We start from the raw sequence: 23356 nt of genomic DNA on the forward strand, positions 1-23356 counted from the left end.
TGCCGAGCATGCGAAACTTCATCCTGTCCCGGCTGGCCGCCACGGTGGCCATCCTCATCGCACTGATCGCGGTGATGTTTGTGCTGCAGCACATTTCGCCGATGGATCCCGTGAAGGCGCAGCTTGGCGCAAACGCATCCGCGGAGGCGGTTGCGGCACGACGGCACACGCTGGGCCTGGATCAGCCGATGATCAACCAGTTCTGGAATTACCTCGTCGCGGCCGTTCACGGCGACCTGGGTAGCTCCTTCCGCACGCGGCACCCGGTGAGCAGCGACTTGGGCGACTTCTTCCCGGCGACACTCGAGCTGGCGATGTATGGGCTGGGCTTGGCGCTGATCCTGGCCGGCCTGCTGGCATTCGGCACCACACTGAAATGGCGGGGCGCGAGTGTGCTGCGGGCCATCCTGTTCACGGGCGCGGCCGCACCGATGTTCTTGCTCGGCATTCTGGGGCTGATCGTCTTCTACCAAAAGCTCGGGTGGGTACCGGCGAACGGCCGCATCAGTGTGCCGAATCCGCCGACCGGGCCCACCGGAATGCTGACCGTCGACGGGCTGCTTGCCGGCCGGTTCGACGTCGTCGCCAACGCAATGCACCACCTGATCCTCCCGGCGGTGGTGATCGCTCTCGGCCCCGCGGTCGCGATCGGACGGGTCCTGCGGTCCAGCCTGTTGACCGACGCCGACAGCGATTACGCCAGAACAGCACGGGCCAAAGGTCTTTCGGAGGGCCGGATCATGGCCGGCCATGTGCTGCGCAACTCGGTGGGCGGCGCGCTGTCGATGACGGGGCTGCAGGTGGGCCTGATGTTCTCGGGCGTTCTGGTCGTCGAGCAGGTGTTCGGCTGGCCCGGTATCGGTCAGTACATCGCACAGAGCATCCCGGTCGCCGACTTTCCCGCCATCGCCGGCGTCACGCTGATGTTGGGCGTCCTCTATGTCGTCATCAACACCGCAGTCGACCTATTACAGGCGGCGGCAGACCCACGAATCGCAGTCACAGGAGGTTAGGTGCCAACACAGCCACTCATCGTCGGAAATCCTGTGCTGGTCGTCGTCGACATCCAGCAAGGCGGCGCAATGCCGGTGTCGGAGGTGGGAATTCCGCATATGGCCGGCCATGCCGAACGCGTCGAGCGCGCCGAAAAGCTTGTCGCCGCCGCCCGCTCGGCCGGTGTACCCGTCGTGTTCTTTCAAGAGGTACACCGGCCCAGCGGGGTGGACTTCGGTCGTGAACTGGACGGCACCGAAGGCGTGCACTGTGTCGAAGGCCAGCCCGGCACGGACCTTGAGCCGTCGCTGCGGCCGCGGCCCGACGAGTTTCACATCGTCAAGCGGCGCTACTCCGGTTTCATCGGAACGGATTTCGAGATCGTGCTGCGGGGACTGCGCGCGTCGACGCTGATTCTGATCGGCGGCCTGACCGACGTCTGCGTGCATTACACGTTCGCCGATGCCCATCAGCGCGACTACTACGTTCGAGTCGTCACCGACTGCGTCGGGGGTTCCTCGCAATACCTTCACGATGCTGCCCTCGCCGCGATGGAGTACCTCCAGACCGGCGCGATGCGCACCACCGAGGAGATCCTCGCCGCCTTCCAAACGCTAGAACAACCACTTCTCGAAGGAGCAGCACGATGAGCAAGCGCCTACTGACTTTCGCCGCCGCGGGCGCCGTCGCGATGCTGACCCTGTCAGCCTGCGGCGGTTCGAATTCCGGTGGTGGCACACCCAATGCGGCGCCGACCGACAAAGTGCTGCACCTGTCGTTCCTGCAGGATCCAGGCCAGCCGCCGGACCCCGACGTGTACTACGCGGGGCAGGGCCTGCTGCTGACCACCAACCTGTACGAGGGGCTGCTGCAGTTCAAGGGCGGCGAGGGCAAGGCCGAGTTGGAACCACTACTCGCCACCGAATACACCGCGTCGCCCGACAACAAGGTGTTCACGCTCAAGCTGCGTGAGGGAGTCAAGTTCCATGACGGCACGCCGTTCAAGTCCGATGCGGTCAAGGCGTCGTTCGACCGCAGGCTAGCCGTCAACGGTGGGCCCGCGTACATGGTCAAGGACATCGAATCGATCACCACCCAAGGCGATTACGGCGTCACGATCACGCTGAAGAATCCCAACTCGGAGTTCCTCGACTACCTCGCGTCACCGTACGGCCCGCGCATGCTGAGCCCGACCGGCCTGCAGACGAACGGGGGCACGGACTTCGCGCAGAACTACCTCACCACGCACGACCTCGGCACCGGTCCGTACACGCTGACCGATGCGCAGGTCGGCTCGCACTACGGGATGGCGTCGTTCCCTGACTACTGGGGCCCGAAGCCGTATTTCGAGAAGGTCGAGATGCCCGTCATCACCGACACCTCGGCGCAGCAGTTGCAGTTCAACAACGGTCAGCTCGCGGCGATCTTGCATGACCTGCCCTCGTCGGCGGTCGAGCAGTACCTGAACAACTCGAAGTACTCGCACTACTCGCTGCCGACGATGATGTCGAACTTCATGTATCTCAACCCGAACAAGGGCGTGATGAAGGACCAGGCCACTCGCACCGCGGTGATCGATGCCATCGACGTCGACCAGGTCGTCAAGCAGACGTTCTTCGGCCGCGGCAAGGTCGGCGCTCAGATGTATCCGCCGTACGTGCTGGCCGCCGAATATGGGAAACAGAATCTGACGCATGATCCCGCGGCGCTGACCAAGATCGCCGCCGGGTTGCCCGCCGATCAGAAGATGATCACCATCGGGTACGACACCAGCAACCCCGATATGCAGCTGGTCAGCAACATCGTGCAGACTCAGCTCGCGGCGGCTGGACTCACCGCGAAGGTGCAGGGATACCCGACCTCGGAGATCTACGGCTGGATCGGCACCGACATGCAGGCGGCACCGGAGATCCTCGCCAACACGGTGTGGCCGGACGCTCCGTCGCCGTACACCTGGGGCCACATCTCGTGGGACAAGGACGGCGGAATCAATTACCTGGGTTGCTCGGATCCGCGTGTATCCGCGGCGCTGGCGCAGGGACTGCCCAACGGTGCGCCGCAACCGTATTCGGACGCCGGCGCGGCTGCCGAACAGACGGGATGCTGGTTGAACGTCGCCGACATCGACGACTTCGTGGTCGCCCAGCCGTGGCTGAAGGGCGTCGAGCAGGCGCACGCGGTGTCCAACCCGAACTCGCTCCGGATCGCCGCGCTGTCGGTGGGCTGACTCCATGGGAAAGGTGCGCCGGATCGTCTTGTTGACGCTCGGCTGGGAGGAGCTGCCGAAGGCCATATCGGTCTACGGCACTCCTCCCGAGGAGCGGTTGCGTGAACCGGTGCCAGGGGTCCTGCTACAGACCGACGGCGGTTGGGTGCTTCTGGACACCGGGTTCAACACCGCGCTGATCCGGGATCCCGCGCTGTACCGACGGTTCTATCCGACCGTCGAGTACATCCCGGTGCTGCCCGGCCCTGGTGAGCCGATCGAGCAGTCGCTGCTCGACGTCGGCATCGACATCGACGACATCCACGCGGTCGCGGTGAGCCACCTGCATCACGACCACGCCGGCGGGCTCAAGCTGTTCGCAGGCAAGGTGCCGGTGCATGCGCAGCGGCGGGAGGTCGAGTACGGCCTGTCGAATCACCCTGAGCCGGAACGGCATGCGATCGCCAGGATCGACTTCGACGATCCGCGGATCGATTGGCAGCTGGCTGACGGTGAGGCCGAGATTGCGCCAGGCATCAGCGTGGTGCCGACATATGGCCACACACCCGGGCATCAGAGTTTCGTGGTCGAACTCGACGAGTCGGTGGGTGGTGACGGCTTCGTGTTTGCTTTCGACGCCGCGGACCTGACGGAGAACATCGAGCAGGAGCTGGCGATCGGCGGGTTCATCGACGTCGCGCCGGAGGAGACCATCGAGCCGATCCGCCGGCTGAAGAAGTTGGCCAGAGACAAGGGTTATCAGCTGATTCCGGGCCACGATCCGCATGTGTGGCCGGAGATGACCCGGCACTTCCACGAGCGGTTCGGATGACCGATGTGGTGCTCCGCGCCGAGCGGACGCTGATCGACGGCGCGCTGCGGGCGGCCGCCGTCGCGATCGTCGACGGCCGAATCGCAGACATCGGCACGTTCGACGCGGACTACGCGGCCGCCGAGGCGCTGGTGCCGTCGAATGCCGTTCTGCTTCCCGGTTTCGTCGACACACACGTGCACATCAACGAACCCGGCACCGACTGGGAAGGCTTCGCGACGGCCACCGCTGCAGCGGCAGCCGGCGGCATCACGACATTGGTCGACATGCCGCTGGATTCCGATCCCGTCACCACGAGCGTCGCGGCGCTCCACGTCAAACAAGCCGCCGCCCAAGACAACTGTCAGGTCGACGTCGGCTACTGGGCGGGCGTGGTGCCCGACAACCTGCACGACCTCGCACCGTTGGCGACGGCCGGTGTGCGCGGCTTCAAGTGCTTCCTCACCGACTCCGGCAACCCGAATTTTCCCCGCCTGACGTCCGGTCAGTTCCGGCAGGCGATGGAACACATCGCAGAGCTCGATTCGGTTCTGCTGGTCCACGCCGAGAGCCACGCCGTCATCGATGGCAGCCCGCGGCCGTGCGGGCGCGACTACTCGTCGTTTCTGAACTCGCGGCCCGACGCGGCCGAGGAGGATGCCGTCGCGTTGGTGTTGGACACCGCTGCGGCCACCGGCGGCCGCGCGCACATCGTGCACGTTTCCAGCGGGCGAGTGCTCGCACAGTTGGCCGAGGCCAAGCGGGACGGGGTGGCGGTCACCGCGGAAACCTGTCCGCATTACCTGACGTTCGCTGCGGAGAACATCCCCGACGGCGGCACCGAATTCGCGGCATGCCCACCGATCCGCGGCTCGGCCAACCGAAATCTCCTGTGGGACAGCCTGGTAGACGGCACGCTGGACATGGTCGTATCGGACCACTCGCCGTGCGCACCCGAATACAAGGGCGACGGTGACTTCGGGCGGGCCTTCGGCGGGGTGAGCTCGTTGCAGCTCGGTCCGCGCGCCGTCTGGACACAGGCCGCGCGGCGCGGCGTGGAGGTGGCCGACCTGAGCCGGTGGATGTCCGAGAGACCCGCCGTGCTGGCTGGGCTCGCCGACAGGGGGCGGATCGCCGTTGGCCTGCGGGCGGACTTCTGCGTGTTCGATCCGGACGCAGAAGAGGTGATCGACGCCGGCGCACTTCGGCACCGGCATGCGGTCAGCCCGTATCACGGTATGGCGCTGCGCGGTTCGGTGCTGCAGACGTGGTCGGCAGGGCGGCTGGTGTTCGACGAGGTGCCGGCATGAAGATTCTGGTGATCAACCCGAACATCTCCGCGTCGATGACCGCAGAGATCGCATCGGCCGCGCGTGCCGCGGCGGCCGCGGGAACAGAGATCGAATGTGTGGAGCCGTATTTCGGAGTCACGGCGATCGACTCGGCGGCTGAAAGCTATCTGTCGGCGGTGGGGGTGATGGACGCGGTTGGCCGCCGTCTCGATGAAGGCCGATTCGATCACGACGCGGTCGTGCTGGCCGGTTTCGGCGAGCACGGAAAAGACGCCCTGCAGGAGATGCTGACGGTACCGGTGTTCGATATCGCCGAGTCCGCTGCACATATCGCACATCTGATCGGCCGGCGGTTCTCGGTCGTCACCACGCTGGCCCGCTCGATCGCGCCGATCGAAGACCGGCTGATGCTGGCCGGGCTCGACGCCCACTGCGTCTCGGTGCGCGCGTGCGGCCTCGGCACTGCCGAGGTGGACGCCGACCCGGCCGCTGCGGTGGCCGCCATCGTCGACGAGGCGGTCCGCGCAGTCAGCGAGGACGGCGCCGACGTCATCTGCCTCGGATGCGCGGGAATGGCTTCAGTGACGGCGGCGATCACCGAAAAAGCCGGTGTCCCTGCGGTCGACGGTGTGGCCGCGGCGGTGGGATTGGCGCAGGCTGTCGTCGGACTAGGGCTGTCGACCAGCAAGGCGGGCGTGTACGCGCCGGGTCCAGACAACCCGCGCAGCCACTGGCCGATATCGAAAGCGTTGGGGTTGCAATCATGAAGCGCCGGATCAATGGCGCAGTCGACCTCGCGTCACGCGCGCTCGGCGGCAGCGTCGTCGCCGCCAGTGACGAGTCGTTCGGATTCAAGGAAAGCCTCATCGACCCGTCGGAGCCCGCATTCGTGCCGGGCACGTACGACCTGCGGGGCGAGGTCGTCGACGGCTGGGAGACGCGACGGCACGCCTGGCCGGACGGCGACTGGGTGATCGTGCGGCTGGGAGTCACCGGACAGCTGCACGAGGTCGACGTCGATACCCGTTTCTTCTCGGGCAACCATCCAACCGGCTGCAGCATCGACGCGTGCTTGCTCGACCCGGGCCGTGACCCAACCGCGCCGGACGTGATATGGGTGCCGCTGATCGAATCGACTGTGCTGAAACCGGATTCGCACAATCTGCTTGCTGTCGACAACCCGCAACGCTGGAGCCATCTGCGGTTGCGGCTGGAATCCGACGGGGGAGTGGCCAGGCTGCGGGCATTCGGCGAAGTGATCCCCGATCCGGCGCTGTGGTCCGACGTCACCGTCGAGGTGTCCGGTGTCGAGTGCGGTGGCCGGGTCGAGTGGTGCAGCGACAGTTTCTATTCGCATGCCAGCGTGCTGATCGCTCCGAACCGGCCCGTCAACATGGGCGACGGCTGGGAGACGCGCAGGCGCCGCGATATCGGGCCCGACACCCATGACGCAGTGATGATCTCGTTCGCGGTGCCCGCCGACCTGCGTCGCATCGAAATCGACACGACCTGTTTCGTTTTCAACGCCACACCGGAGGTGGCCGTGCTCGGCACACGTGCCCGGCCCGACAGCGAACACGGTTGGGCGCTGATGCCGTTCGACGAAACTGTGCTGCCCCGAACACGATTGGCCGCCGACTGCAGGCAGGTGTTCGTCGTCGACGCCCGCGGCATCACCGCCTTGCGTGTGGAGGCGTACCCCGACGGCGGGATCGCCAGGGTGCGCGCAGTCGGAACGCCGACCGGCGAGGGCTTGGCCCTGCTGCGACAGCGGTGGGAGGAGTCGGCATGACGGCGGTGCTGGCATCCGACTGCGTCGGGCTGTGGCGGCGGACGCTGCTGATCGAGGCTGACGGCTCACGTGACACCGGAACCGACGTCACCTGGTTGCAGGGCATCACCGCGTATGTCGACTCGCGAGGTTTCGCCGGCACGCTGAGCCAGAACGGCGACGTCTTCGAATGGCATCGCGCCGTCGAGCTGGAACCGCCAGGGCCGCATCCCGATGCGGGGTCGATGCGGTGGCACGACGGCATCCTCGTGGAGACGGGGGTATACGCCGACTACGTCGAGCATTGGTGTCGTGACAGCGCCGCCGCGACGCCGTGTGGCGCGCTGTTCCTGGCCGCACCCGACGGCGAAACCGGTCTTCTGATGCGCGTCGGCACCCTGTTCGGCTGGGCGGGCGGCGGCGACGTCGTGATCGACGCGGTCGACGGACCGCGATGGAACGCGCTGGTGATCAGCGGCGAGTATGTCTGGGCCAATGGTGTCCGCTGGACGGTCGAACGAAGCGAAGGGAACGTGAATCCATGAGTGGCGCAACGTCATTCACCTCGGTGCCGATCGTTGACGTTAGCGGGCTGCGCTCGCCGGATCGGGCCGACCGCGAGCGGGTGGCCGCCGATATCGGCAGAGCCGCACGCGATGTCGGATTCTTCTACATCAGCGGCACGGGAGTCGACGAGTCGCTGTTCGACCGGATGCTGGCCGCCACCAAAGAGTTCTTCGCGCTGCCCGTCGAAGAGAAGATGCGCAGCTACATCGGTCTGTCGCGCTGCCACCGCGGGTACGTGCCCGTCGGAGAAGAGGGGGTGGAGACCGGCACTCCGGACTTCAAGGAGGCGTTCGACACCGCACTGGACCTACCCGCCGACGATCCCGACTACCTCGCGGGCAACCCGATGCTCGGCCCGAACACGTGGCCGGACCTGCCAGGCTTCGCCGAGGCCGTCACCGCCTATTACGAAGCCGTTCTCGAGGAGGGGAATCGGCTGCTGTGGGCATTCGCGGTCGCGCTCGGCGAGGACCCCGACGTGTTCTCCCGGCACGCCACCAAGACCCCGAGCCAGTTGAGGCTTGTGCACTACCCCTACAACCCGCAGGCTCAGGACGGCCAGGGCATCGGCGCACATACCGACTACGAGTGCTTCACGCTGCTCAAGCCGACGGCACCGGGGTTGGAGGTGCTCAACGGGTCGGGTGAGTGGATCGACGTGCCACCGGTGGAGGGCACATACGTGGTGAACATCGGCGACATGCTGGAGCTGTGGACCAACGGCGCGTTCGTCGCGACCAGTCACCGGGTGCGCAAAGTTGCTGAAGAGCGTTACTCGTTTCCGCTGTTCTTCAACGTCGACTACCACACCGAGGTCAAGCCGCTGCCGCAGTTCGCCACCGCCGGCGCGATTGCCCGTCCGACGCTGCGCGCGGGCGAGCACCTGTTCGCCCAGACGGCCCAGACGTTCGCGTACCTGCGCAATCGGATCGACAGCGGAGAACTCGTGCTACCCGACGGATCGTTGGCCCCCAACCAATTCGGTCAGCAGGCGCTGCAAGCACCTAGTTGATCGGGGCGTTGACCCACTTCAGGTCGGCCAGTATGCCGCGCGCGGCGACGATGCCCTCACCGGTCTGCCAGACCTCGTTGTTGACGGCGAACACGCGGTTGTCACGGTTGGCCGACAACTTCTTCCACGCGTTGCTTTCCAGCACCGTCGGGGCGCGGTCCTTGGCCGCCGGCGATGCGAACGAGATGTAGACGATGTCGCCGTCGGCGGCGGAGAGGTCGGGGGAGTTCTCCAGATCCGTGTCGGTGATGCCGATCTCGATATACGGCTTGTCGGTAAACCGTTGTGCCGCAGGCCGATCCGCGCCGACCGCGCCCAACACGCTACCGGGGAAGGTGTCGGTGCCGTAGACCCGCATGGTGGTGTCGGTGAACTGCACGACCGAGGCCTGGAAATGGGTGGCGTCGTCGTCGGCACCGGTCTTGTCGGCGTCCTTCTCGAACCCGTCGATCAGCCCGTTGGCGGCGTCGAGGCGTCCGGTCGCCGCGCCCACGGTGCGCAGGTTGTCCTGCCACGCCGCGCCGGGCGGGCCGGTGAACACCGTCGGCGCAATAGCGGTCAGTTCGGGGTACGCCTCCGGTGTCAGCGCCTGCGAGCCGAGGATCAGGTCCGGCGCGGCGGCCTTGATCGCCGCGATGTCAGGCGCGCTGCGGGTGCCGACGCCAGGCACGTTGTGCACGACGGTGCCGAGATACGACGGCTGGTTGGTCGACCCGTCGGGTAGCGCCGCTCCGACGATCCGTGACTGCAGGCCCAGTGCACACAACGCGTCGAGCTGATCACCGGACAGCACCACTATGCGCTGCGGGTCGGCGTGCACGGTGGTGGTTCCCGCGGCATGGCGGACCTCGCGGTCGGGAGGACCCGGGTCGAGGGCCGCCGGATCAGGTGCGCACGATTCGTCGGGTCGGCGCTGGTTGCCGAGGACGCCCGCGGTGGCGATTTTAGTGGTGCTGGTGACGACGGACCGTTGCCCGGCGGGGCTCTCTGGGTTCTTGCCAGATGATCCGCAGCCGCTGATGACCGTTATCGAAACCGCGGTGACGACAGCGGCCACGCCCGTTATCAGACCTACGCGCGGTCGGCTGATCAGCACGTCGCCGACGGTAACATCCGGGCTGCTGGCGGCCACTCAACCAGCGAGCCCGACTAATTACGACGGTTTGTAGGACCACCCCGACCTCGGGTCGTGGCAGACGATAGGATTCAGCGGTGAAGTCTGCGGGGATGTCCCGACCGGATGTTTGGAGGACCTGTTGGTAGCCGAAGCGCCCCCAATCGGAGAACTCGAGGCTCGCCGTCCGTTCCCGGCCCGGCTCGGTCCAAAGGGCAACCTGGTCTACAAGCTCATCACGACCACCGATCACAAGATGATCGGCATCATGTACTGCGTCGCCTGCTTCATCTTCTTCTTCATCGGCGGGCTGATGGCGCTGTTCATGCGCACCGAGCTGGCCCTGCCCGGCCTGCAGTTCCTGTCCAACGAGCAGTTCAACCAGCTGTTCACCATGCACGGCACGGTGATGCTGCTGTTCTACGCGACCCCGATCGTGTTTGGGTTCGCCAACCTGGTGCTGCCGCTGCAGATCGGCGCACCCGACGTGGCGTTCCCGCGGCTGAACGCGTTCTCGTTCTGGCTGTTCCTGTTCGGCGCGATGATCGCTCTTGGCGGTTTCATCACCCCGGGTGGCGCCGCCGACTTCGGCTGGACCGCCTACACGCCGCTGACCGATGCGATTCACTCGCCGGGTGCGGGCGGCAACCTGTGGATCATGGGCCTGGGCGTCGGTGGTCTCGGCACCATCCTTGGCGCTGTCAACATGATCACCACGGTGGTGTGTATGCGAGCTCCTGGCATGACGATGTTCCGCATGCCGATCTTCACCTGGAACATCCTGGTGACGTCGATCCTGGTGCTGCTGGCCTTCCCACTGCTGACCGCCGCGCTGTTCGGGCTGGCGGCCGACCGCCTGCTGGGCGCTCACATCTATGACCCCGCGAACGGCGGCGTGCTGCTGTGGCAGCACCTGTTCTGGTTCTTCGGGCACCCCGAGGTGTACATCATCGCGCTGCCGTTCTTCGGCATCGTGAGTGAGATATTCCCGGTGTTCTCGCGCAAGCCGATCTTCGGCTACACCACCCTGATCTACGCGACGCTGTCGATCGCGGCCCTGTCGGTCGCCGTGTGGGCTCACCACATGTACGCCACTGGGGCAGTGCTGCTGCCGTTCTTCTCGTTCATGACATTCCTGATCGCGGTGCCGACCGGTATCAAGTTCTTCAACTGGATCGGCACAATGTGGAAGGGCCAGTTGACGTTCGAGACGCCGATGCTGTTCTCGATCGGCTTCCTGGTCACGTTCCTCCTCGGCGGCCTTTCGGGTGTGCTGTTGGCCAGCCCGCCGATCGACTTCCACGTCACCGACTCGTATTTCGTGGTGGCGCACTTCCACTACGTGTTGTTCGGCACGATCGTGTTCGCCACCTACGCCGGCATCTACTTCTGGTTCCCGAAGATGACCGGTCGCCTGCTCGACGAGCGGCTGGGCAAGCTGCACTTCTGGCTGACGTTCATCGGCTTCCACACCACGTTCCTGGTGCAGCACTGGCTGGGTGACGAGGGCATGCCGCGCCGCTACGCCGACTACCTGCCGACCGACGGGTTCACCACGCTGAACATCGTGTCGACCATCGGCGCGTTCACCCTTGGCATTTCGACGATCCCGTTCGTCTGGAACGTCTTCAAGAGTTGGCGCTACGGCGAGCCGGTGATGGTCGACGACCCCTGGGGCTACGGCAACTCGCTGGAGTGGGCCACCAGCTGCCCGCCGCCGCGGCACAACTTCACCGAGCTTCCCCGAATCCGTTCGGAGCGGCCGGCTTTCGAGCTGCACTACCCGCACATGGTGGATCGGATGCGTGCGGAGGCGCACGTTGGACGCGCTCACGGGCCGGAGGACGGCGACGTGACCCGGCTGGACAACGAGAACGTCCGCACCTGACCGTAGGTGTGCGGGGGTGAGTACATCGAAGGTGTCGGTGCTGATCACCGTCACCGGCCGCGATCAGCCAGGCGTCACGTCGGCGCTGTTCGAGGTGCTGTCGCGGCACAAGGTTGATCTCCTCAACGTCGAACAGGTGGTCATTCGCGGCCGGTTGACGCTGGGCGTGCTCGTGGCTGGGCCATCCGAGATCGCCGGCGGGGCCGAATTGCGCGACGAGGTCGAGGCCGCCATCCACGGGGTCGGCCTGGACGTCACGATCGAACGCAGCGACGACCTGCCCGTCATGCAGGAACCGTCGACGCACACCATCGTCGTGTTGGGCCGCCCGATCACCGCAGAGTCGTTCGGCGTCGTCGCCAGGAAACTGGCCGTGCTCGACGTCAACATCGACTTCATTCGCGGCGTCTCCGACTACCCAGTGACGGGTTTGGAGCTGCGGGTATCAGTGCCCCGAAACGGCGTCTACGGAGAGCTGCAGGTCGCGCTGGCACGGGTCGCGGTCGAGGAGGGCGTCGACATCGCGCTCGAGGATTACAGCCTGTCGCGAAGGGCCAAGCGGCTCATCGTGTTCGACGTCGATTCGACTCTGATCCAGGGTGAGGTCATCGAAATGCTGGCCGCCAGGGCAGGCGCCGAGGCGGCCGTCGCGGAAGTCACCGAGGCGGCGATGCGCGGCGAGCTGGACTTCGCCGAATCACTGCACCGCAGGGTGGCGACGCTGGCGGGTCTGCCCGCCTCTGTGCTCGAGGACGTCGGCGAGCAGATCGAGCTGACGGCGGGGGCACGCACGACGCTTCGGACGTTGCGACGCTTGGGTTATCACTGCGGCATCGTCTCCGGTGGTTTCCGGCAGGTGATCGACCCACTCGCGCACGAGCTGGAGATGGACTTCGTCGCCGCCAACGAACTGGAGATCGTCGACGGAAAGCTGACCGGCCGGGTGATCGGCCCCGTCATCGACCGGCCCGGAAAGGCCAAGGCGCTCAGAGACTTTGCGCAGCAAGCCGGTGTGCCCATGGAGCAGACCGTGGCCGTCGGCGACGGTGCCAACGACATCGACATGCTCGCCGCCGCGGGGCTGGGGGTGGCGTTCAACGCCAAGCCGGCGTTGCGTGAGGTCGCCGACGCATCGCTGAGCCATCCGTATCTGGACACCGTGCTGTTCCTCCTCGGCATCACCCGCGGCGAGATCGAGGCGGCCGACGCGCTGGACGGCGTGGTCCGTCGCGTCGACATCCCCGACGACTAGCTAGACGACTCGAAGCTCACGGCTGCGGAAGTACAGCACCGCGGCGGCGACGACGACCTCGACCACCGCGAAAGCGGTGGCCAAGCTCATCACCGTCGAATGAGGCGTTCCCGCAGCAGCCATGCCCGCGCCGCCGTGGTGGTGATGCCCGGCTGATCCAGGGGAATGGATGGCAATCATCGCGATATTCATCAAGGCGACCAGGACCCAAGCCCGCGACGAGCCGCGAGCCCACAGATCACGTGCACAGAACAGACACGCCGCGAGCATCACCACGGTCAGCGCAGTCGCAGTGGCGCTCGTCGCCTCCATGAGCGAAAAGCCATGCAGCACAGCTGAACACGCTGCGATAATCGCACACGCTCGGCGGCCGAAGACCGCGGCGCGACCGATCATGTGGTGTCGCCGTCCGGCTTCGTGCGCAGCAGGGCCTGCGCGGCGGCGGCACGCCTCTTCCATTCCTCGGACGACGACGTGGGATCTTCGTATTCGTCGTGCCAGTTCCACCATTCGTACGGCGCCGACTGAGGATAGCCGTCCGGTGAATCCTCCCACTGCTCTTGGCGCCCAAGAGCGGTGATATCGAGGTAGCTCCACGTGCTACCCAAGGCTTCGTCGCCGCGGTTGTTGATGAAGTACGTGCGGAAGACGTCTTCGCCGTCCCGGATGAACGCGTTGGTTCCATGCCACTGGTCAACGCCGAAGTCGACGTCGAAGTCGTCGGTGATGGTGTACCACGGCATCCGCCAGCCCATCCGAGCCTTCACCCGCTCGATGTCGGCTTGCGGTGCGCGCGAAACCAATACGAGCGTGGTGTCGCGGGCGTTGAGGTGCGCGACGTGGCCGATGTTGTCTGCGACCATGGAGCAGCCGCGGCAGGCGTGTTCGGGCCACCCGTGCACGCCAGGTTCGAAGAATGCACGGTAGACGACCAGTTGACGACGGCCGTCGAACAGGTCGAGCAGGCTGGCGCCGCCCTCCGGCCCGTCGAACCGGTACTGCTTGTCCACGCGCAGCCACGGCATCCGTCGGCGCGACGCCGCGAGCGCATCACGGGCCCGGGTGACCTCTTTTTCTCGGCTCAGCAGCTGCTGGCGCGCAGCTTCCCAGTCCTGCGCCGACACGATGGGGGGTGTGTTCATAGCGATTCATGCCTTTCGGTTCTCGTGTATTCCAACTGTTGGTATTGACGCCGGCCGATCCACGAACTGGGCGGTGACGGCCTACGCGTGCGATCGAATGGATTCGAACTGCCGAAGATGTAGGCGCTGCGACACTGAGAAACTGGGCGCGCAATCTGCGCCCAGTTCTCGCCGTGGTTGACGTCGATACTTGAAAGTCGACAAGAGGAGCGAGATACGTGACGCGAGGGCGAAGTGGTCGCAGGTGATGGCATCCGACTTGATCACCAGGGCACGGGCCGGGGACGGCGACGCGTTCCGAGAGCTGACCGAGCCGTACCGTCCAGAACTACTGGTGCACTGCTACCGGATGCTCGGGTCGTTCCAGGACGCCGAGGACGCCCTGCAGGACACCTTGTTGTCGGCCTGGCAGGCGCTCGAGCGATTCGAGGGTCGAGCCTCGATCCGCACGTGGCTCTACCGCATCGCCACCAACAGGTGCCTCGACGTGCTTCGCTCGACCAAGCGGCGCCCGGCCAAGGAGTGGGACATCTCGACGATTGAGCCGCCCGAGCCTACCCGGCTGGGCGAAATCACTTGGCTCGAGCCATATCCCGACGCACGCCTGGAAGGCGCGGTCAACGTGCCGCTCGGCCCCGAGGCACGCTACGAGCAGACCGAGGCCATTTCCCTGGCCTTCGTGACCGCGTTGCAAGTCCTGCCCGCCCGCCAGCGTGCGGTCCTCATCTTGCGCGAGGTACTCGGGTACCACGCGAACGAGGTGGCCGAAATCCTCGACTCGAGCGTCGAATCGGTCAACAGCGCGCTCAAACGCGCCCGCGCCGCACTGCAGCGGCGCCTGCCGGGGGCCGGCGAGGACGAACCACCTCCCGCTCCCGAGTCACCCGCCGAGCAGGCGCTGGTGGCAAAGTTCGTGCGCGCGTATGAATCTGGCGATGTCGAGGAGCTGGTCGCCCTGCTTACCGCCGACGTCACCGTGTCCATGCCGCCGGTTCCGCTCGAATACCAGGGCCGCGACGTTGTCGCCCGCTTCTACGCAAGCGTCTTCGGCATGGGCAGGAGGTATCACCTCGTGCCGACACGCTCGAATGGTCAGCCGGCGTTCGGCGCGTACCTCAGCACTGCCAGCGGCCTGCGCCACGGGGCGGGCCTACTCGTGCTCACCGTCGTCGGCGACCGGATCTGCGCCCTGACACGGTTCGACAATGACGTGCTTCCATCGTTCGGGCTGCCGCGCTCGCTTCCAGGCTGAAGATCTTCGCCTTATTTCGACGCTTCCTGCGCCTCAACGAACTCGGCGAGCTTTGCCAGTGCCATCCGCGTGCCCATTTCGTTGTCGGCGGCCGGCACTCTGTCGGGCACGCCGTCGTGCACGATGAGGACATCGGTACCGCCATCGGCATCGGTGAGCGTGGTCGTCATCGTCATCGTCCCGCGCAGCGCGGGGTCGGCGGTCTCGAACTCCGACACTTCGACCACCTGCTCGTCCGGCACAAGCAGCGCGAAGTGGCCGTGGTAGGTGTCGGTTTGCGATGCCGACTTGCCGGCCCGGTCCGGCGCATCGTATGTGAGCGAGATCCGGAATCTACCGCCTTCGCGGGCATCGAACTCGTGCACGTGAGCGCTCATGCCTGCGGGGACACGCCATGTCGCGATCGCGTCCGCATCCAGCAGCGCTCGATAGATCGCCGAGCGCGGCGCGTTCACGTGCCGCGAAACCTTGGTCGAATACACGCGTCCACTTTCGCAGATACGCGTTGTCAAACAACCATCGCGTGACGTTCGGGCGTCGCCGTACCGGTGACTGATCGCCACGCGCGGGCCAGCAATTCGATTGCCTCGCTGAGCTGTTCCTCGGGCAGCGTGTACGGGATTCTGACGAACCGCTCCAGCGTTCCGTCGACTCCAAAGCGTGGGCCCGGAGGAATTTCCAGGCCTAGCCGCGACGCCGCGGCCGACAACGCCGAACTCATCGGAGCGGGCATGCGCACCCACAGCGACATGCCGCCGCTGCCAGGGGCGGCATGCCAGTCCGGCAGATGATCCTGCAACAGGGACAACAGCAGCGCGCGGCGGGCGCGCAATATCTCACGGCGCTCAGGCAGCAGGTTGTCCGCTTGCGCGAGAAGCGTTGCGGCTGCGAGCTGTTCGACGATCGCTGTGCCCATGTCCACGGCGGGACGAAGACCCGCGATCGTCGCCAGAGCGTTGCGTTCGGCGCGTATCCAGCCGATGCGCAGGCCGCCCCAGAACGATTTGGACATCGATCCGATGGTCAGCACAAGCTCGCGGCGTGTGGACATCGAGGCCGCAAGTGGCGGCGGGACGGGCTCGTCGAGCCACACCTCTGTCATGGTCTCGTCGACGATGGTATGGGTTCGGGTTTCGGAAATGATCTGCGCCAACTGCTTTCGCGCCGCTGCCGGCATCGTCAATCCGGTCGGATTGTGATTGTCCGGTACGAAGTAGGCCAAGGTGGGGGACAGTTGCCGTATCGCGGCGTGCACCGCGGAAAGTTCCCAGCCGTCGTCAGCGAGCGCGACGGGAACGGGCCGCGCGCCCATGGTGGTGATGGCGGAGATGGCGCCGTGATACGTGGGCTGTTCGACCAGCACGCGGTCGCCGGCCGCGGTGTAGGTGTTCAGGATCAGGCTGATCGCTTGCTGCGCGCCGCTGGTGACCATGATCTGGTCGGGATCGGTGGGAAGTCCTCGCGCACAGTATCTTTCGGCGATCGCTTCGCGCAGTGGCGCGACACCGCGCAGGTCATGGCCCGTCTGGTGCAGATACGGCGGCATTTGCCGCGTGGCTTCGACGAAGGCTTCCTGAACCGCGCCGGCCGGAGCGGCCAGCGCAGCAACCGCCAGATTGACAGACGGCGAGGTGTACAGCGGGGGAGCAGCGACGGGCGCTTCGGGCAATGACGTCGTGCTGCGTGCGCCGCGGCGGGCGTTGAGATACCCGTCGTCGCGCAGTTGCGCATACGCGGCGGTCACCGTCGTACGGGACACCCGCAGCGTGTCGGCCAGCGCCCGCTCGCTGGGCAGTCGAGCGCCGACGGGGAGGCGCCCGTCGACGATCAGCATCCGGATGCCGTCGGCTAGTCCCTGGTACGCCGGACCACTGCGACTGGACGTGCGCCAGTTGCCGAGTTCACGGGCCAGCAGGTCCACATCGAGCGCGCGAGCAGCCATATCGACGGTCATATCCATGCCAGTATGCGACAACTGGCTATTGATAAGCAAGCCAGTCGTCGCAACTATCGGGTCATGAACACGAACTGGATATCTCGACTGGTCCGGCTATGGGCCAGACTCCTTGCCCCGGTGGAAGCCCTGCCCGCCGAATTCGTCGACCGCGACGCCGAACGCGTGCGCCGCGAATTGGACTTGATTCGGATTCGCTTCCCACACCATGCGTAGAGCCGCACTACAAGGTGCGGCCCTGCTGATCGGCCTGTCCGGATACGGCTTCTCGATGGCGGTGATGGTGCGCGCCGGCCTGGGCCTCGATCCGTGGGACGTCTTCCATCAAGGTCTGACGATGCACACGCCGATGACCATCGGCGTCGCCTCTGCGGTGGTCGGTGTGGCGGTGCTGCTGGCCTGGATTCCGCTGAGGAACCGGCCGGGCGTCGGGACGGTCGCCAATGTCATCGTCATCGCTGTCACCGTCGACGCCGCGCTCTGGATGCTGCCGGCACCGACCTCACTTGGCGTGCGCATCGCGATGATGGTCGGCGCCGTGGTGTTCAACGCGTTCAGCACGGTCCTCTACGTCGGTGCGGGCCTTGGCCCCGGCCCGCGCGACGGCCTGATGACGGGGCTCGTCGTCCGCACCGGCTGGTCGGTGCGCGTGGTCCGCACGTCGATAGAGGCCACTGTGCTGGCCGTCGGCTGGCTGCTCGGCGGGACCGTCGGCGTCGGCACCGTCCTCTATGCGTTCGGCATCGGCCCGCTGGTACAGCTGTTCCTGCGCATCACACCCAACAGGGTGCTGGCGGTCAGCGGATGGTCGTCGGTGGCCGAGGCCAGCGATTTGGGCGCGCGAACCGGCGCGAGGCGCGTGGGGGCGCGCCGAAATCGCGTCACTACGATGGTCGAGTGCCAGTCGCCGGAGAAGACGCAGCCGACCCCGACCTGCTGATCGACTTCGCCAAGGTCACATTGCGACGTGGTCGCCAGCTTCTGGTCGGGCCGATCACCTGGTCGGTAGAACTCGACGAACGCTGGGTCGTCATCGGGCCGAACGGGGCGGGCAAGACGTCGCTACTGCGCATCGCCGCGGCCATGGAGCATCCGACGTCGGGTACGGCCTATGTCCTTGGCGAGCGGCTGGGACGCGTCGACATGTCCGAACTGCGCGCGAGGGTCGGGCTGAGCAGCTCCGCGCTATCGCAGCGGGTTCCCGACGGCGAGGTGGTGCGCGACCTGGTCGTGTCCGCCGGCTACTCGGTCATGGGCCGCTGGCGCGAGACGTACGAGGACGTCGACTACAACCAGGCCATCGACATGCTGGAAAGTGTCGGTGCCGAGCATCTCGCCGAGCGCACCTACGGCACCTTGTCCGAAGGCGAACGCAAGCGGGTGCTGATCGCGCGGTCGATGATGACCGACCCGGAGCTGCTCCTGCTCGACGAGCCTGCGGCGGGATTGGACCTCGGCGGTCGCGAGGAGCTCCTGGCGCAGCTGGAGGACCTGGCCGCCGACCCGGACTCACCCGCGCTGGTCCTGGTCACCCACCATGTCGAGGAGATCCCGCGGGGTTTCAGCCATTGCCTGATCCTTTCGGAAGGCAAGGCCGTCGACTCCGGCCTGCTTGCCGATGTGCTGACGGCTGAGAATCTGTCCAAGGCGTTCGGTCAGTCGATCGCGCTGGAAGTCGTCGACGGTCGCTACTTCGCCCGTCGCACACGCACTCGGGCTGCGCACAGGAGGCGAGCATGACCGACCCCTTGATCCCGCGGCCGGCGGCGACCGTGATGCTGATCCGCGACACCGCCGACGGCATCAAGATCTTCCTGATGCGGCGTCACTCGGAAATGGACTTCGTCGCCGGAGTGATGGTGTTCCCCGGAGGCGGCGTCGACGACCGCGACCGCAACGCCGACATCGCCTGGTTCGGCCCCGACCCGTCGTGGTGGGCCGAAAGATTCGGCGTCGAGCCGGATTTGGCCGAGGCGCTGGTATGTGCCGCTGCACGCGAGACTTTCGAGGAATCGGGTGTACTGTTCGCCGGGCCCGCAGATGACCCCGACGGCATCGTCGGCGACGCGTCGGTCTACCACGAGTACCGGCGGGCGCTCGAGGATCGATCGCTGTCGTTCGGTGAATTCCTGCGCAGTGAAAATCTGGTGCTGCGCGCAGATCTGCTGCGGCCGTGGGCGAACTGGGTGACTCCGAAGGAGGAGCGCACCCGGCGTTATGACACCTATTTCTTTGTGGGGGCGCTGCCGGAAGGTCAGCGTGCCGACGGCGAGAACACCGAGACCGACCGCGCCGACTGGATCACGCCCGAGGCGGCACTCGACGATTTCGCTGCCGGGCGATCGTTCCTGCTGCCGCCGACGTGGACGCAACTGGATTCGCTCGCCGGCAGGACTGTGCCCGAGGTGCTTGCCGTCGAACGTCAGATCGTCGCGGTTGAGCCGCACATCGCCGAGACGAACGGCAATTGGGAGATCGAGTTCTTCAACAGCGACCGGTACAACGCCGCCCGCAATCATCGGGCGCCGCAGGGCTACGTCGACAAAGGATGAACGAGTTCGTCTCCGTCCATGTCAGCGACGAACAGCCGGGCATCGCGACGATGCTGTTGTCCCGCCCCCCGACGAATGCGCTGGCGCGCCAGGTCTACCGCGAGATCGTTTCCGCGGCAGCTGATCTCGGTGAACGCGACGACATCTTCGCGGTGGTCGTGTTCGGAGGCCACGAGATCTTCTCCGGCGGAGATGACATTCCGGAGTTGCGTACGCTCAACGCCGAAGAAGCCGAGGTGGCCGCGCGGGTGTGTCGCGAGGCCGTCGACGCGCTGGCCGCCATCCCGAAGCCGACGGTCGCGGCCATCACGGGCTATGCGCTGGGAAGCGGGCTGACCTTGGCGCTGGCCGCTGACTGGCGAGTCAGTGGCGACAACGTGAAGTTCGGCGCGACGGAGATCCTGGCCGGGCTCGTACCGCAAGGAGGCACCGGGCGGCTGGTCCGGGCGGTCGGCGACAGCAAGGCCAAAGACCTGGTGTTCAGCGGGCGTTTCATCGACGCCAAGGAGGCGTTGGCGCTGGGCCTGATCGACGAGATGGTGGCCCCGGACGGCGTATATGACGCCGCGGTGGCCTGGGCGCGGCGTTTCGTCGACTATCTGCCCCAGGTATTGGCTGCCGCCAAAGCGACCTTTACCGGCTATTAGGCTGCCCTGTTATGACGAGTACGGACCCAGCTCCCAACCCGCACGCCACCGCGGAGCAAGTCGAGGCGGCCCGCCACGACTCCAAGCTCGCCCAGGTGCTGTACCACGACTGGGAGGCAGAGTCCTACGACGACAAGTGGTCGATCTCCTACGACAAGCGCTGCGTCGACTACGCGCGCGATTTGTTCGACGCGACCGTGCCCCCCGAAGAGCTTCGGGAACTGCCGTACGACCGGGCGCTCGAGCTGGGCTGCGGAAGCGGTTTCTTCCTGCTCAATCTGATCCAGGCAGGGGTGGCTCGGCGCGGCTCGGTGACCGACCTGTCGCCCGGCATGGTGAAGGTGGCCACCCGCAACGGGGAGAATCTGGGCCTCGAGATCGACGGACGGGTCGCCGACGCCGAGGGCATTCCGTACGACGACAACACCTTCGACCTCGTCGTCGGGCATGCCGTGCTTCATCACATTCCCGACGTCGAGTTATCGCTGCGCGAGGTGGTGCGGGTGCTCAAGCCTGGCGGCCGGTTCGTGTTCGCCGGCGAGCCGACAAGTGTCGGCAACGGCTATGCGCGCACGTTGTCGACGTTGACGTGGCGGGTCACCACCAACGTGACCAAGCTGCCCGGGCTCGGCGACTGGCGGCGTCCGCAGGCCGAGCTCGACGAGTCGTCGCGTGCGGCGGCGCTGGAGGCCGTCGTGGACCTGCACACGTTCGATCCCGCGGATCTGGAGCGTATGGCCACCAATGCCGGCGCCGTCGACGTATCTACCGCCACCACCGAATTCACCGCGGCCATGCTGGGCTGGCCGCTGCGCACCATCGAGGCAGCCATGCCCCCGGGCCGATTGGGTTGGGGCTGGGCCAAATTCGCGTTCACCAGCTGGACGACGCTGAGCTGGGTCGACGACAACCTCTGGCGGCGCGTCGTGCCCAAGGGCTGGTACTACAACGTCATGGTGACCGGGGTCAAGCCGTCGTAGATTTCACCCTCGACGACGTTGCCTATCTGCGTTCCGACGCGGGCGCGCAGGCGCTGCGTGAGGTTGCTGCATATCGGCTGACCGACACCTCGCTTGTCAGCGACATCGCCTCTGTGCGAACAGTTTTCGGTGACCGCGCCGCCGTGTTGGTGGAGACGACGCTGTTACGGCGCAAGGCCGCCGCTAAATTCGCGGACCCCACGGCTTGGCTGTTCACCGACGAGGCGCTACAGCAGGCCACCGCCCAGCCAGTGGCCGAACACCGTGCGCAGCGGTTGGCGGGTTCAGTGGTGCACGACGTGACATGTTCGATCGGCACCGAGCTTGCGGCACTGCGGAGTTCGGCCGCCTATGTGCTGGGTAGCGACATCGACGCCGTCCGTTTGGCGATGGCCCGCGGCAATGTTGCCGACGTGGACCTGTGCCGCGCGGACGCCCTGCGGCCCGTCACACGCGACGCAGTCGTCCTCGTCGACCCGGCACGGCGCAGCGGCGGTCGACGCCGCTTCGACCCGCGGGCCTACACGCCGGCGCTCGATGCGTTGCTCGATGTGTACCGCGGCCGCGATCTCGTCGTAAAGTGCGCTCCCGGAATCGATTTCGGTGAACTGAACCGCCTGGGATTCAGCGGGGAAATCGAGGTGACGTCGTTGGCGGGTAGCGTACGCGAGGCGTGCCTGTGGTCGGCGAGCCTCGCGGGCGAAGGAGTGAGCCGGCGGGCCACATTGCTGGACACCGGCGATCAGATCACCGACGCCGAACCCGACGACTGCGCGGTCGCGCCAGCAGGCCGGTGGATCATCGACCCCGACGGCGCGGTGGTGCGCGCTGGGCTGGTCCGCCACTACGCCGCCCGGCATGACCTGTGGCAGCTCGACCCAGATATCGCCTACCTGTCCGGCGATCACCTCCCCGACGGCGTTCGCGGGTTCGAGGTACTCGAGCAACTGAGTTACAGCGAACGTCGACTGCGCCAGGTGCTTTCGAGTCGCGACGTCGGCGCCGCCGAGATCCTGGTCCGCGGCGTCGACGTCAACCCGGATGAGTTGCGAGCCCGTTTGCGGCTACGCGGATCGCAACCGATCTCGATCGTGATCACCCGCATCGGGTCCGGGGCCGCAAGCCGGGCAACGGCATTCATTTGTCGTCCGTCCCGCTGAAGCGCCACGTACCCTGTCAGTAATGCGCCGGTGCCGAAGCCGGTGCCGGCTCTCGAGGACGTCCGACGATGCGCATTCTCAGGGTGGCCGCGATGCTCGCGGCCGGTGTATTGGCCTGCTCGGCCGCGGTGTCGCCCGCTGCGGCACAGTCGGCATGCGCAGACCTGGGCGGCGCCGTCGGGCCCGACGGAATCTGCAGCGTCCACGCCGCAAATCCGACGTACACGCTGGACATGAGCTTTCCCAACGACTATCCGGACCAGGCAGGGCTGACCGGCTATCTCACGCAGGCCCGCGACGGATTCATCAACGTCGCGCAAATGCCGGGCTCGTGGAACCTGCCCTACCAACTGGACGCCAAGGGAACCGGGTATCGCTCGGGTTCACCGACCGGCGGGACGCAGAGCGTGGTGTTCGAGATGTACCAAAACGTCGGAGGCGTCCATCCGCAGACGTTCTACCAGGCGTTCAACTGGGACCTCGCCAAACGCGCTCCGATCACGTTCGGCACGTTGTTCAAGCCCGGCACCAAGCCGCTCGACGTCATCTTTCCCGAGGTCAACAAGTACCTGCAGAAGCAGCAGGGCATGATCGATCCGATACCGCCGCGAGACGGCCTCGACCCGGCGAACTACCAGAACTTCGCCCTGACGGACGACTCGGTGATCTTCTTCTTCGGCCAGGGCGAGATGTTCGCCGAGGCCGCGGGCGCCACGCAGGCCCCGGTGCCGCGGGCCGTGCTCGCGCCGCTGCTGGCCTAGCG

25 protein-coding genes are annotated in these 23356 nt (G+C 66.2%); 20 read left to right on the top strand and 5 right to left on the bottom strand.

The features are described from left to right. Positions 1-8 precede the first annotated feature (8 nt). From ACWW36_RS18110 to ACWW36_RS18150, 9 genes are read left to right on the top strand one after another with little or no spacing between them, the layout of a single operon-like run. Complete coding sequence (locus tag ACWW36_RS18110; protein WP_456137365.1) at positions 9-1013, top strand: ABC transporter permease; 1005 nt, start codon at positions 9-11, stop codon at positions 1011-1013. Next, the gene (locus tag ACWW36_RS18115) at positions 1014-1643 is read left to right on the top strand and encodes a cysteine hydrolase family protein (RefSeq protein WP_456137366.1); all 630 of its coding nucleotides are present in this window, start codon (positions 1014-1016) and stop codon (positions 1641-1643) included. Further along, the gene (locus ACWW36_RS18120) at positions 1640-3220 is read left to right on the top strand and encodes an ABC transporter substrate-binding protein (protein WP_456137367.1); all 1581 of its coding nucleotides are present in this window, start codon (positions 1640-1642) and stop codon (positions 3218-3220) included. Before ACWW36_RS18115 ends, ACWW36_RS18120 begins: the two co-directional genes overlap by 4 nt. Before the next feature lie 4 nt (positions 3221-3224). Then, positions 3225-4031 (top strand): N-acyl homoserine lactonase family protein, encoded by an 807-nt coding sequence (locus ACWW36_RS18125; RefSeq protein WP_456137368.1) that lies wholly within the window; start codon positions 3225-3227, stop codon positions 4029-4031. After that, the gene (gene allB / locus ACWW36_RS18130) at positions 4028-5320 is read left to right on the top strand and encodes an allantoinase AllB (protein ID WP_456137369.1); all 1293 of its coding nucleotides are present in this window, start codon (positions 4028-4030) and stop codon (positions 5318-5320) included. Before ACWW36_RS18125 ends, allB begins: the two co-directional genes overlap by 4 nt. Then, the gene (locus ACWW36_RS18135; protein WP_456137370.1) at positions 5317-6069 is read left to right on the top strand and encodes an aspartate/glutamate racemase family protein; all 753 of its coding nucleotides are present in this window, start codon (positions 5317-5319) and stop codon (positions 6067-6069) included. The genes allB and ACWW36_RS18135 overlap by 4 nt, the downstream gene beginning before the upstream one ends. After that, entirely contained in the window at positions 6066-7094 is a 1029-nt protein-coding gene (alc, locus tag ACWW36_RS18140) for an allantoicase (protein WP_456137371.1), read from the top strand. The genes ACWW36_RS18135 and alc overlap by 4 nt, the downstream gene beginning before the upstream one ends. Continuing rightward, positions 7091-7618 carry a hypothetical protein gene (locus ACWW36_RS18145; protein WP_456137372.1) on the top strand — a complete coding sequence of 176 codons (528 nt, stop codon included), beginning with the start codon at positions 7091-7093 and terminating at the stop codon, positions 7616-7618. The genes alc and ACWW36_RS18145 overlap by 4 nt, the downstream gene beginning before the upstream one ends. Then, positions 7615-8652, top strand: coding sequence for an isopenicillin N synthase family dioxygenase (locus ACWW36_RS18150; protein ID WP_456137373.1), 1038 nt, complete (start codon positions 7615-7617; stop codon positions 8650-8652). Before ACWW36_RS18145 ends, ACWW36_RS18150 begins: the two co-directional genes overlap by 4 nt. Here ACWW36_RS18150 and ACWW36_RS18155 read toward each other — a convergent pair. Continuing rightward, on the bottom strand, positions 8645-9748 hold the full coding sequence (locus ACWW36_RS18155) for an iron-siderophore ABC transporter substrate-binding protein (protein WP_456137374.1): 1104 nt from the start codon (positions 9746-9748) through the stop codon (positions 8645-8647). The two genes, ACWW36_RS18150 and ACWW36_RS18155, sit on opposite strands and share 8 nt — an antisense overlap. 160 nt (positions 9749-9908) lie before the next feature. Between ACWW36_RS18155 and ctaD the strand changes: the two genes are divergently transcribed. Further along, the gene (ctaD, locus tag ACWW36_RS18160) at positions 9909-11654 is read left to right on the top strand and encodes an aa3-type cytochrome oxidase subunit I (protein WP_456137375.1); all 1746 of its coding nucleotides are present in this window, start codon (positions 9909-9911) and stop codon (positions 11652-11654) included. A 16-nt stretch (positions 11655-11670) separates the two neighbouring features. After that, complete coding sequence (gene serB, locus ACWW36_RS18165) at positions 11671-12906, top strand: phosphoserine phosphatase SerB (protein ID WP_456137376.1); 1236 nt, start codon at positions 11671-11673, stop codon at positions 12904-12906. Here the strand turns inward: serB and ACWW36_RS18170 are convergent, their stop codons facing one another. Both ACWW36_RS18170 and ACWW36_RS18175 read right to left on the bottom strand, forming a co-directional pair. Continuing rightward, a complete protein-coding gene (locus ACWW36_RS18170; RefSeq protein WP_456137377.1) occupies positions 12907-13218 on the bottom strand; it encodes a hypothetical protein in 312 nt (103 codons plus the stop codon). It lies immediately after the preceding gene. Between the two features lie 80 nt (positions 13219-13298). After that, positions 13299-14048 (bottom strand): DUF899 domain-containing protein, encoded by a 750-nt coding sequence (locus ACWW36_RS18175; RefSeq protein ID WP_456137378.1) that lies wholly within the window; start codon positions 14046-14048, stop codon positions 13299-13301. 244 nt (positions 14049-14292) lie between these two features. On the opposite strand from ACWW36_RS18175, the gene ACWW36_RS18180 reads away from it, so the two are divergent. Then, on the top strand, positions 14293-15300 hold the full coding sequence (locus ACWW36_RS18180; protein WP_456142540.1) for a sigma-70 family RNA polymerase sigma factor: 1008 nt from the start codon (positions 14293-14295) through the stop codon (positions 15298-15300). An 11-nt stretch (positions 15301-15311) separates the two neighbouring features. On the opposite strand, the gene ACWW36_RS18185 is transcribed toward ACWW36_RS18180, so the two are convergent. Both ACWW36_RS18185 and yczR read right to left on the bottom strand, forming a co-directional pair. Beyond that, entirely contained in the window at positions 15312-15782 is a 471-nt protein-coding gene (locus tag ACWW36_RS18185; RefSeq protein ID WP_456137379.1) for an SRPBCC domain-containing protein, read from the bottom strand. Between the two features lie 26 nt (positions 15783-15808). Then, on the bottom strand, positions 15809-17254 hold the full coding sequence (yczR, locus tag ACWW36_RS18190) for a MocR-like transcription factor YczR (RefSeq protein ID WP_456142541.1): 1446 nt from the start codon (positions 17252-17254) through the stop codon (positions 15809-15811). A gap of 63 nt (positions 17255-17317) precedes the next feature. On the opposite strand from yczR, the gene ACWW36_RS18195 reads away from it, so the two are divergent. The 8 genes from ACWW36_RS18195 (at position 17318) to ACWW36_RS18230 (ending at position 23354) form a co-directional block, all read left to right on the top strand. Beyond that, positions 17318-17470 (top strand): hypothetical protein, encoded by a 153-nt coding sequence (locus tag ACWW36_RS18195; protein WP_456137380.1) that lies wholly within the window; start codon positions 17318-17320, stop codon positions 17468-17470. Then, positions 17463-18194 carry a membrane protein YczE gene (gene yczE / locus ACWW36_RS18200; RefSeq protein ID WP_456137381.1) on the top strand — a complete coding sequence of 244 codons (732 nt, stop codon included), beginning with the start codon at positions 17463-17465 and terminating at the stop codon, positions 18192-18194. Before ACWW36_RS18195 ends, yczE begins: the two co-directional genes overlap by 8 nt. Next, entirely contained in the window at positions 18152-18994 is an 843-nt protein-coding gene (locus ACWW36_RS18205; protein WP_456137382.1) for an ABC transporter ATP-binding protein, read from the top strand. The genes yczE and ACWW36_RS18205 overlap by 43 nt, the downstream gene beginning before the upstream one ends. Next, positions 18991-19806: an NUDIX hydrolase gene (locus tag ACWW36_RS18210; RefSeq protein ID WP_456137383.1), complete on the top strand. Its 816-nt coding sequence runs from the start codon at positions 18991-18993 to the stop codon at positions 19804-19806. Before ACWW36_RS18205 ends, ACWW36_RS18210 begins: the two co-directional genes overlap by 4 nt. Further along, a complete protein-coding gene (locus ACWW36_RS18215) occupies positions 19803-20453 on the top strand; it encodes an enoyl-CoA hydratase (RefSeq protein ID WP_456137384.1) in 651 nt (216 codons plus the stop codon). The genes ACWW36_RS18210 and ACWW36_RS18215 overlap by 4 nt, the downstream gene beginning before the upstream one ends. Positions 20454-20464: 11 nt before the next feature. Next, on the top strand, positions 20465-21433 hold the full coding sequence (locus ACWW36_RS18220) for a class I SAM-dependent methyltransferase (RefSeq protein WP_456137385.1): 969 nt from the start codon (positions 20465-20467) through the stop codon (positions 21431-21433). Then, on the top strand, positions 21391-22593 hold the full coding sequence (locus tag ACWW36_RS18225) for a THUMP-like domain-containing protein (RefSeq protein WP_456142542.1): 1203 nt from the start codon (positions 21391-21393) through the stop codon (positions 22591-22593). The genes ACWW36_RS18220 and ACWW36_RS18225 overlap by 43 nt, the downstream gene beginning before the upstream one ends. 68 nt (positions 22594-22661) lie before the next feature. Further along, complete coding sequence (locus ACWW36_RS18230) at positions 22662-23354, top strand: esterase (RefSeq protein WP_456137386.1); 693 nt, start codon at positions 22662-22664, stop codon at positions 23352-23354. Positions 23355-23356: the final 2 nt, after the last annotated feature.

It is taken from the genome of Mycobacterium sp. MMS18-G62 (genome assembly GCF_053877835.1).

Coding starts and splice junctions, on each gene's coding strand:
- ACWW36_RS18110 (WP_456137365.1), top strand. CDS start 9: ATGCGAAACTTCATCCTGTCCCGGCTGGCCGCCACGGTGGCCATCCTC.
- ACWW36_RS18120 (WP_456137367.1), top strand. CDS start 1,640: ATGAGCAAGCGCCTACTGACTTTCGCCGCCGCGGGCGCCGTCGCGATG.
- ACWW36_RS18125 (WP_456137368.1), top strand. CDS start 3,225: ATGGGAAAGGTGCGCCGGATCGTCTTGTTGACGCTCGGCTGGGAGGAG.
- allB (WP_456137369.1), top strand. CDS start 4,028: ATGACCGATGTGGTGCTCCGCGCCGAGCGGACGCTGATCGACGGCGCG.
- ACWW36_RS18135 (WP_456137370.1), top strand. CDS start 5,317: ATGAAGATTCTGGTGATCAACCCGAACATCTCCGCGTCGATGACCGCA.
- alc (WP_456137371.1), top strand. CDS start 6,066: ATGAAGCGCCGGATCAATGGCGCAGTCGACCTCGCGTCACGCGCGCTC.
- ACWW36_RS18145 (WP_456137372.1), top strand. CDS start 7,091: ATGACGGCGGTGCTGGCATCCGACTGCGTCGGGCTGTGGCGGCGGACG.
- ACWW36_RS18150 (WP_456137373.1), top strand. CDS start 7,615: ATGAGTGGCGCAACGTCATTCACCTCGGTGCCGATCGTTGACGTTAGC.
- ACWW36_RS18170 (WP_456137377.1), bottom strand. CDS start 13,218: ATGGAGGCGACGAGCGCCACTGCGACTGCGCTGACCGTGGTGATGCTC.
- ACWW36_RS18175 (WP_456137378.1), bottom strand. CDS start 14,048: ATGAACACACCCCCCATCGTGTCGGCGCAGGACTGGGAAGCTGCGCGC.
- yczR (WP_456142541.1), bottom strand. CDS start 17,254: ATGACCGTCGATATGGCTGCTCGCGCGCTCGATGTGGACCTGCTGGCC.
- ACWW36_RS18195 (WP_456137380.1), top strand. CDS start 17,318: ATGAACACGAACTGGATATCTCGACTGGTCCGGCTATGGGCCAGACTC.
- yczE (WP_456137381.1), top strand. CDS start 17,463: ATGCGTAGAGCCGCACTACAAGGTGCGGCCCTGCTGATCGGCCTGTCC.
- ACWW36_RS18210 (WP_456137383.1), top strand. CDS start 18,991: ATGACCGACCCCTTGATCCCGCGGCCGGCGGCGACCGTGATGCTGATC.
- ACWW36_RS18215 (WP_456137384.1), top strand. CDS start 19,803: ATGAACGAGTTCGTCTCCGTCCATGTCAGCGACGAACAGCCGGGCATC.
- ACWW36_RS18220 (WP_456137385.1), top strand. CDS start 20,465: ATGACGAGTACGGACCCAGCTCCCAACCCGCACGCCACCGCGGAGCAA.
- ACWW36_RS18230 (WP_456137386.1), top strand. CDS start 22,662: ATGCGCATTCTCAGGGTGGCCGCGATGCTCGCGGCCGGTGTATTGGCC.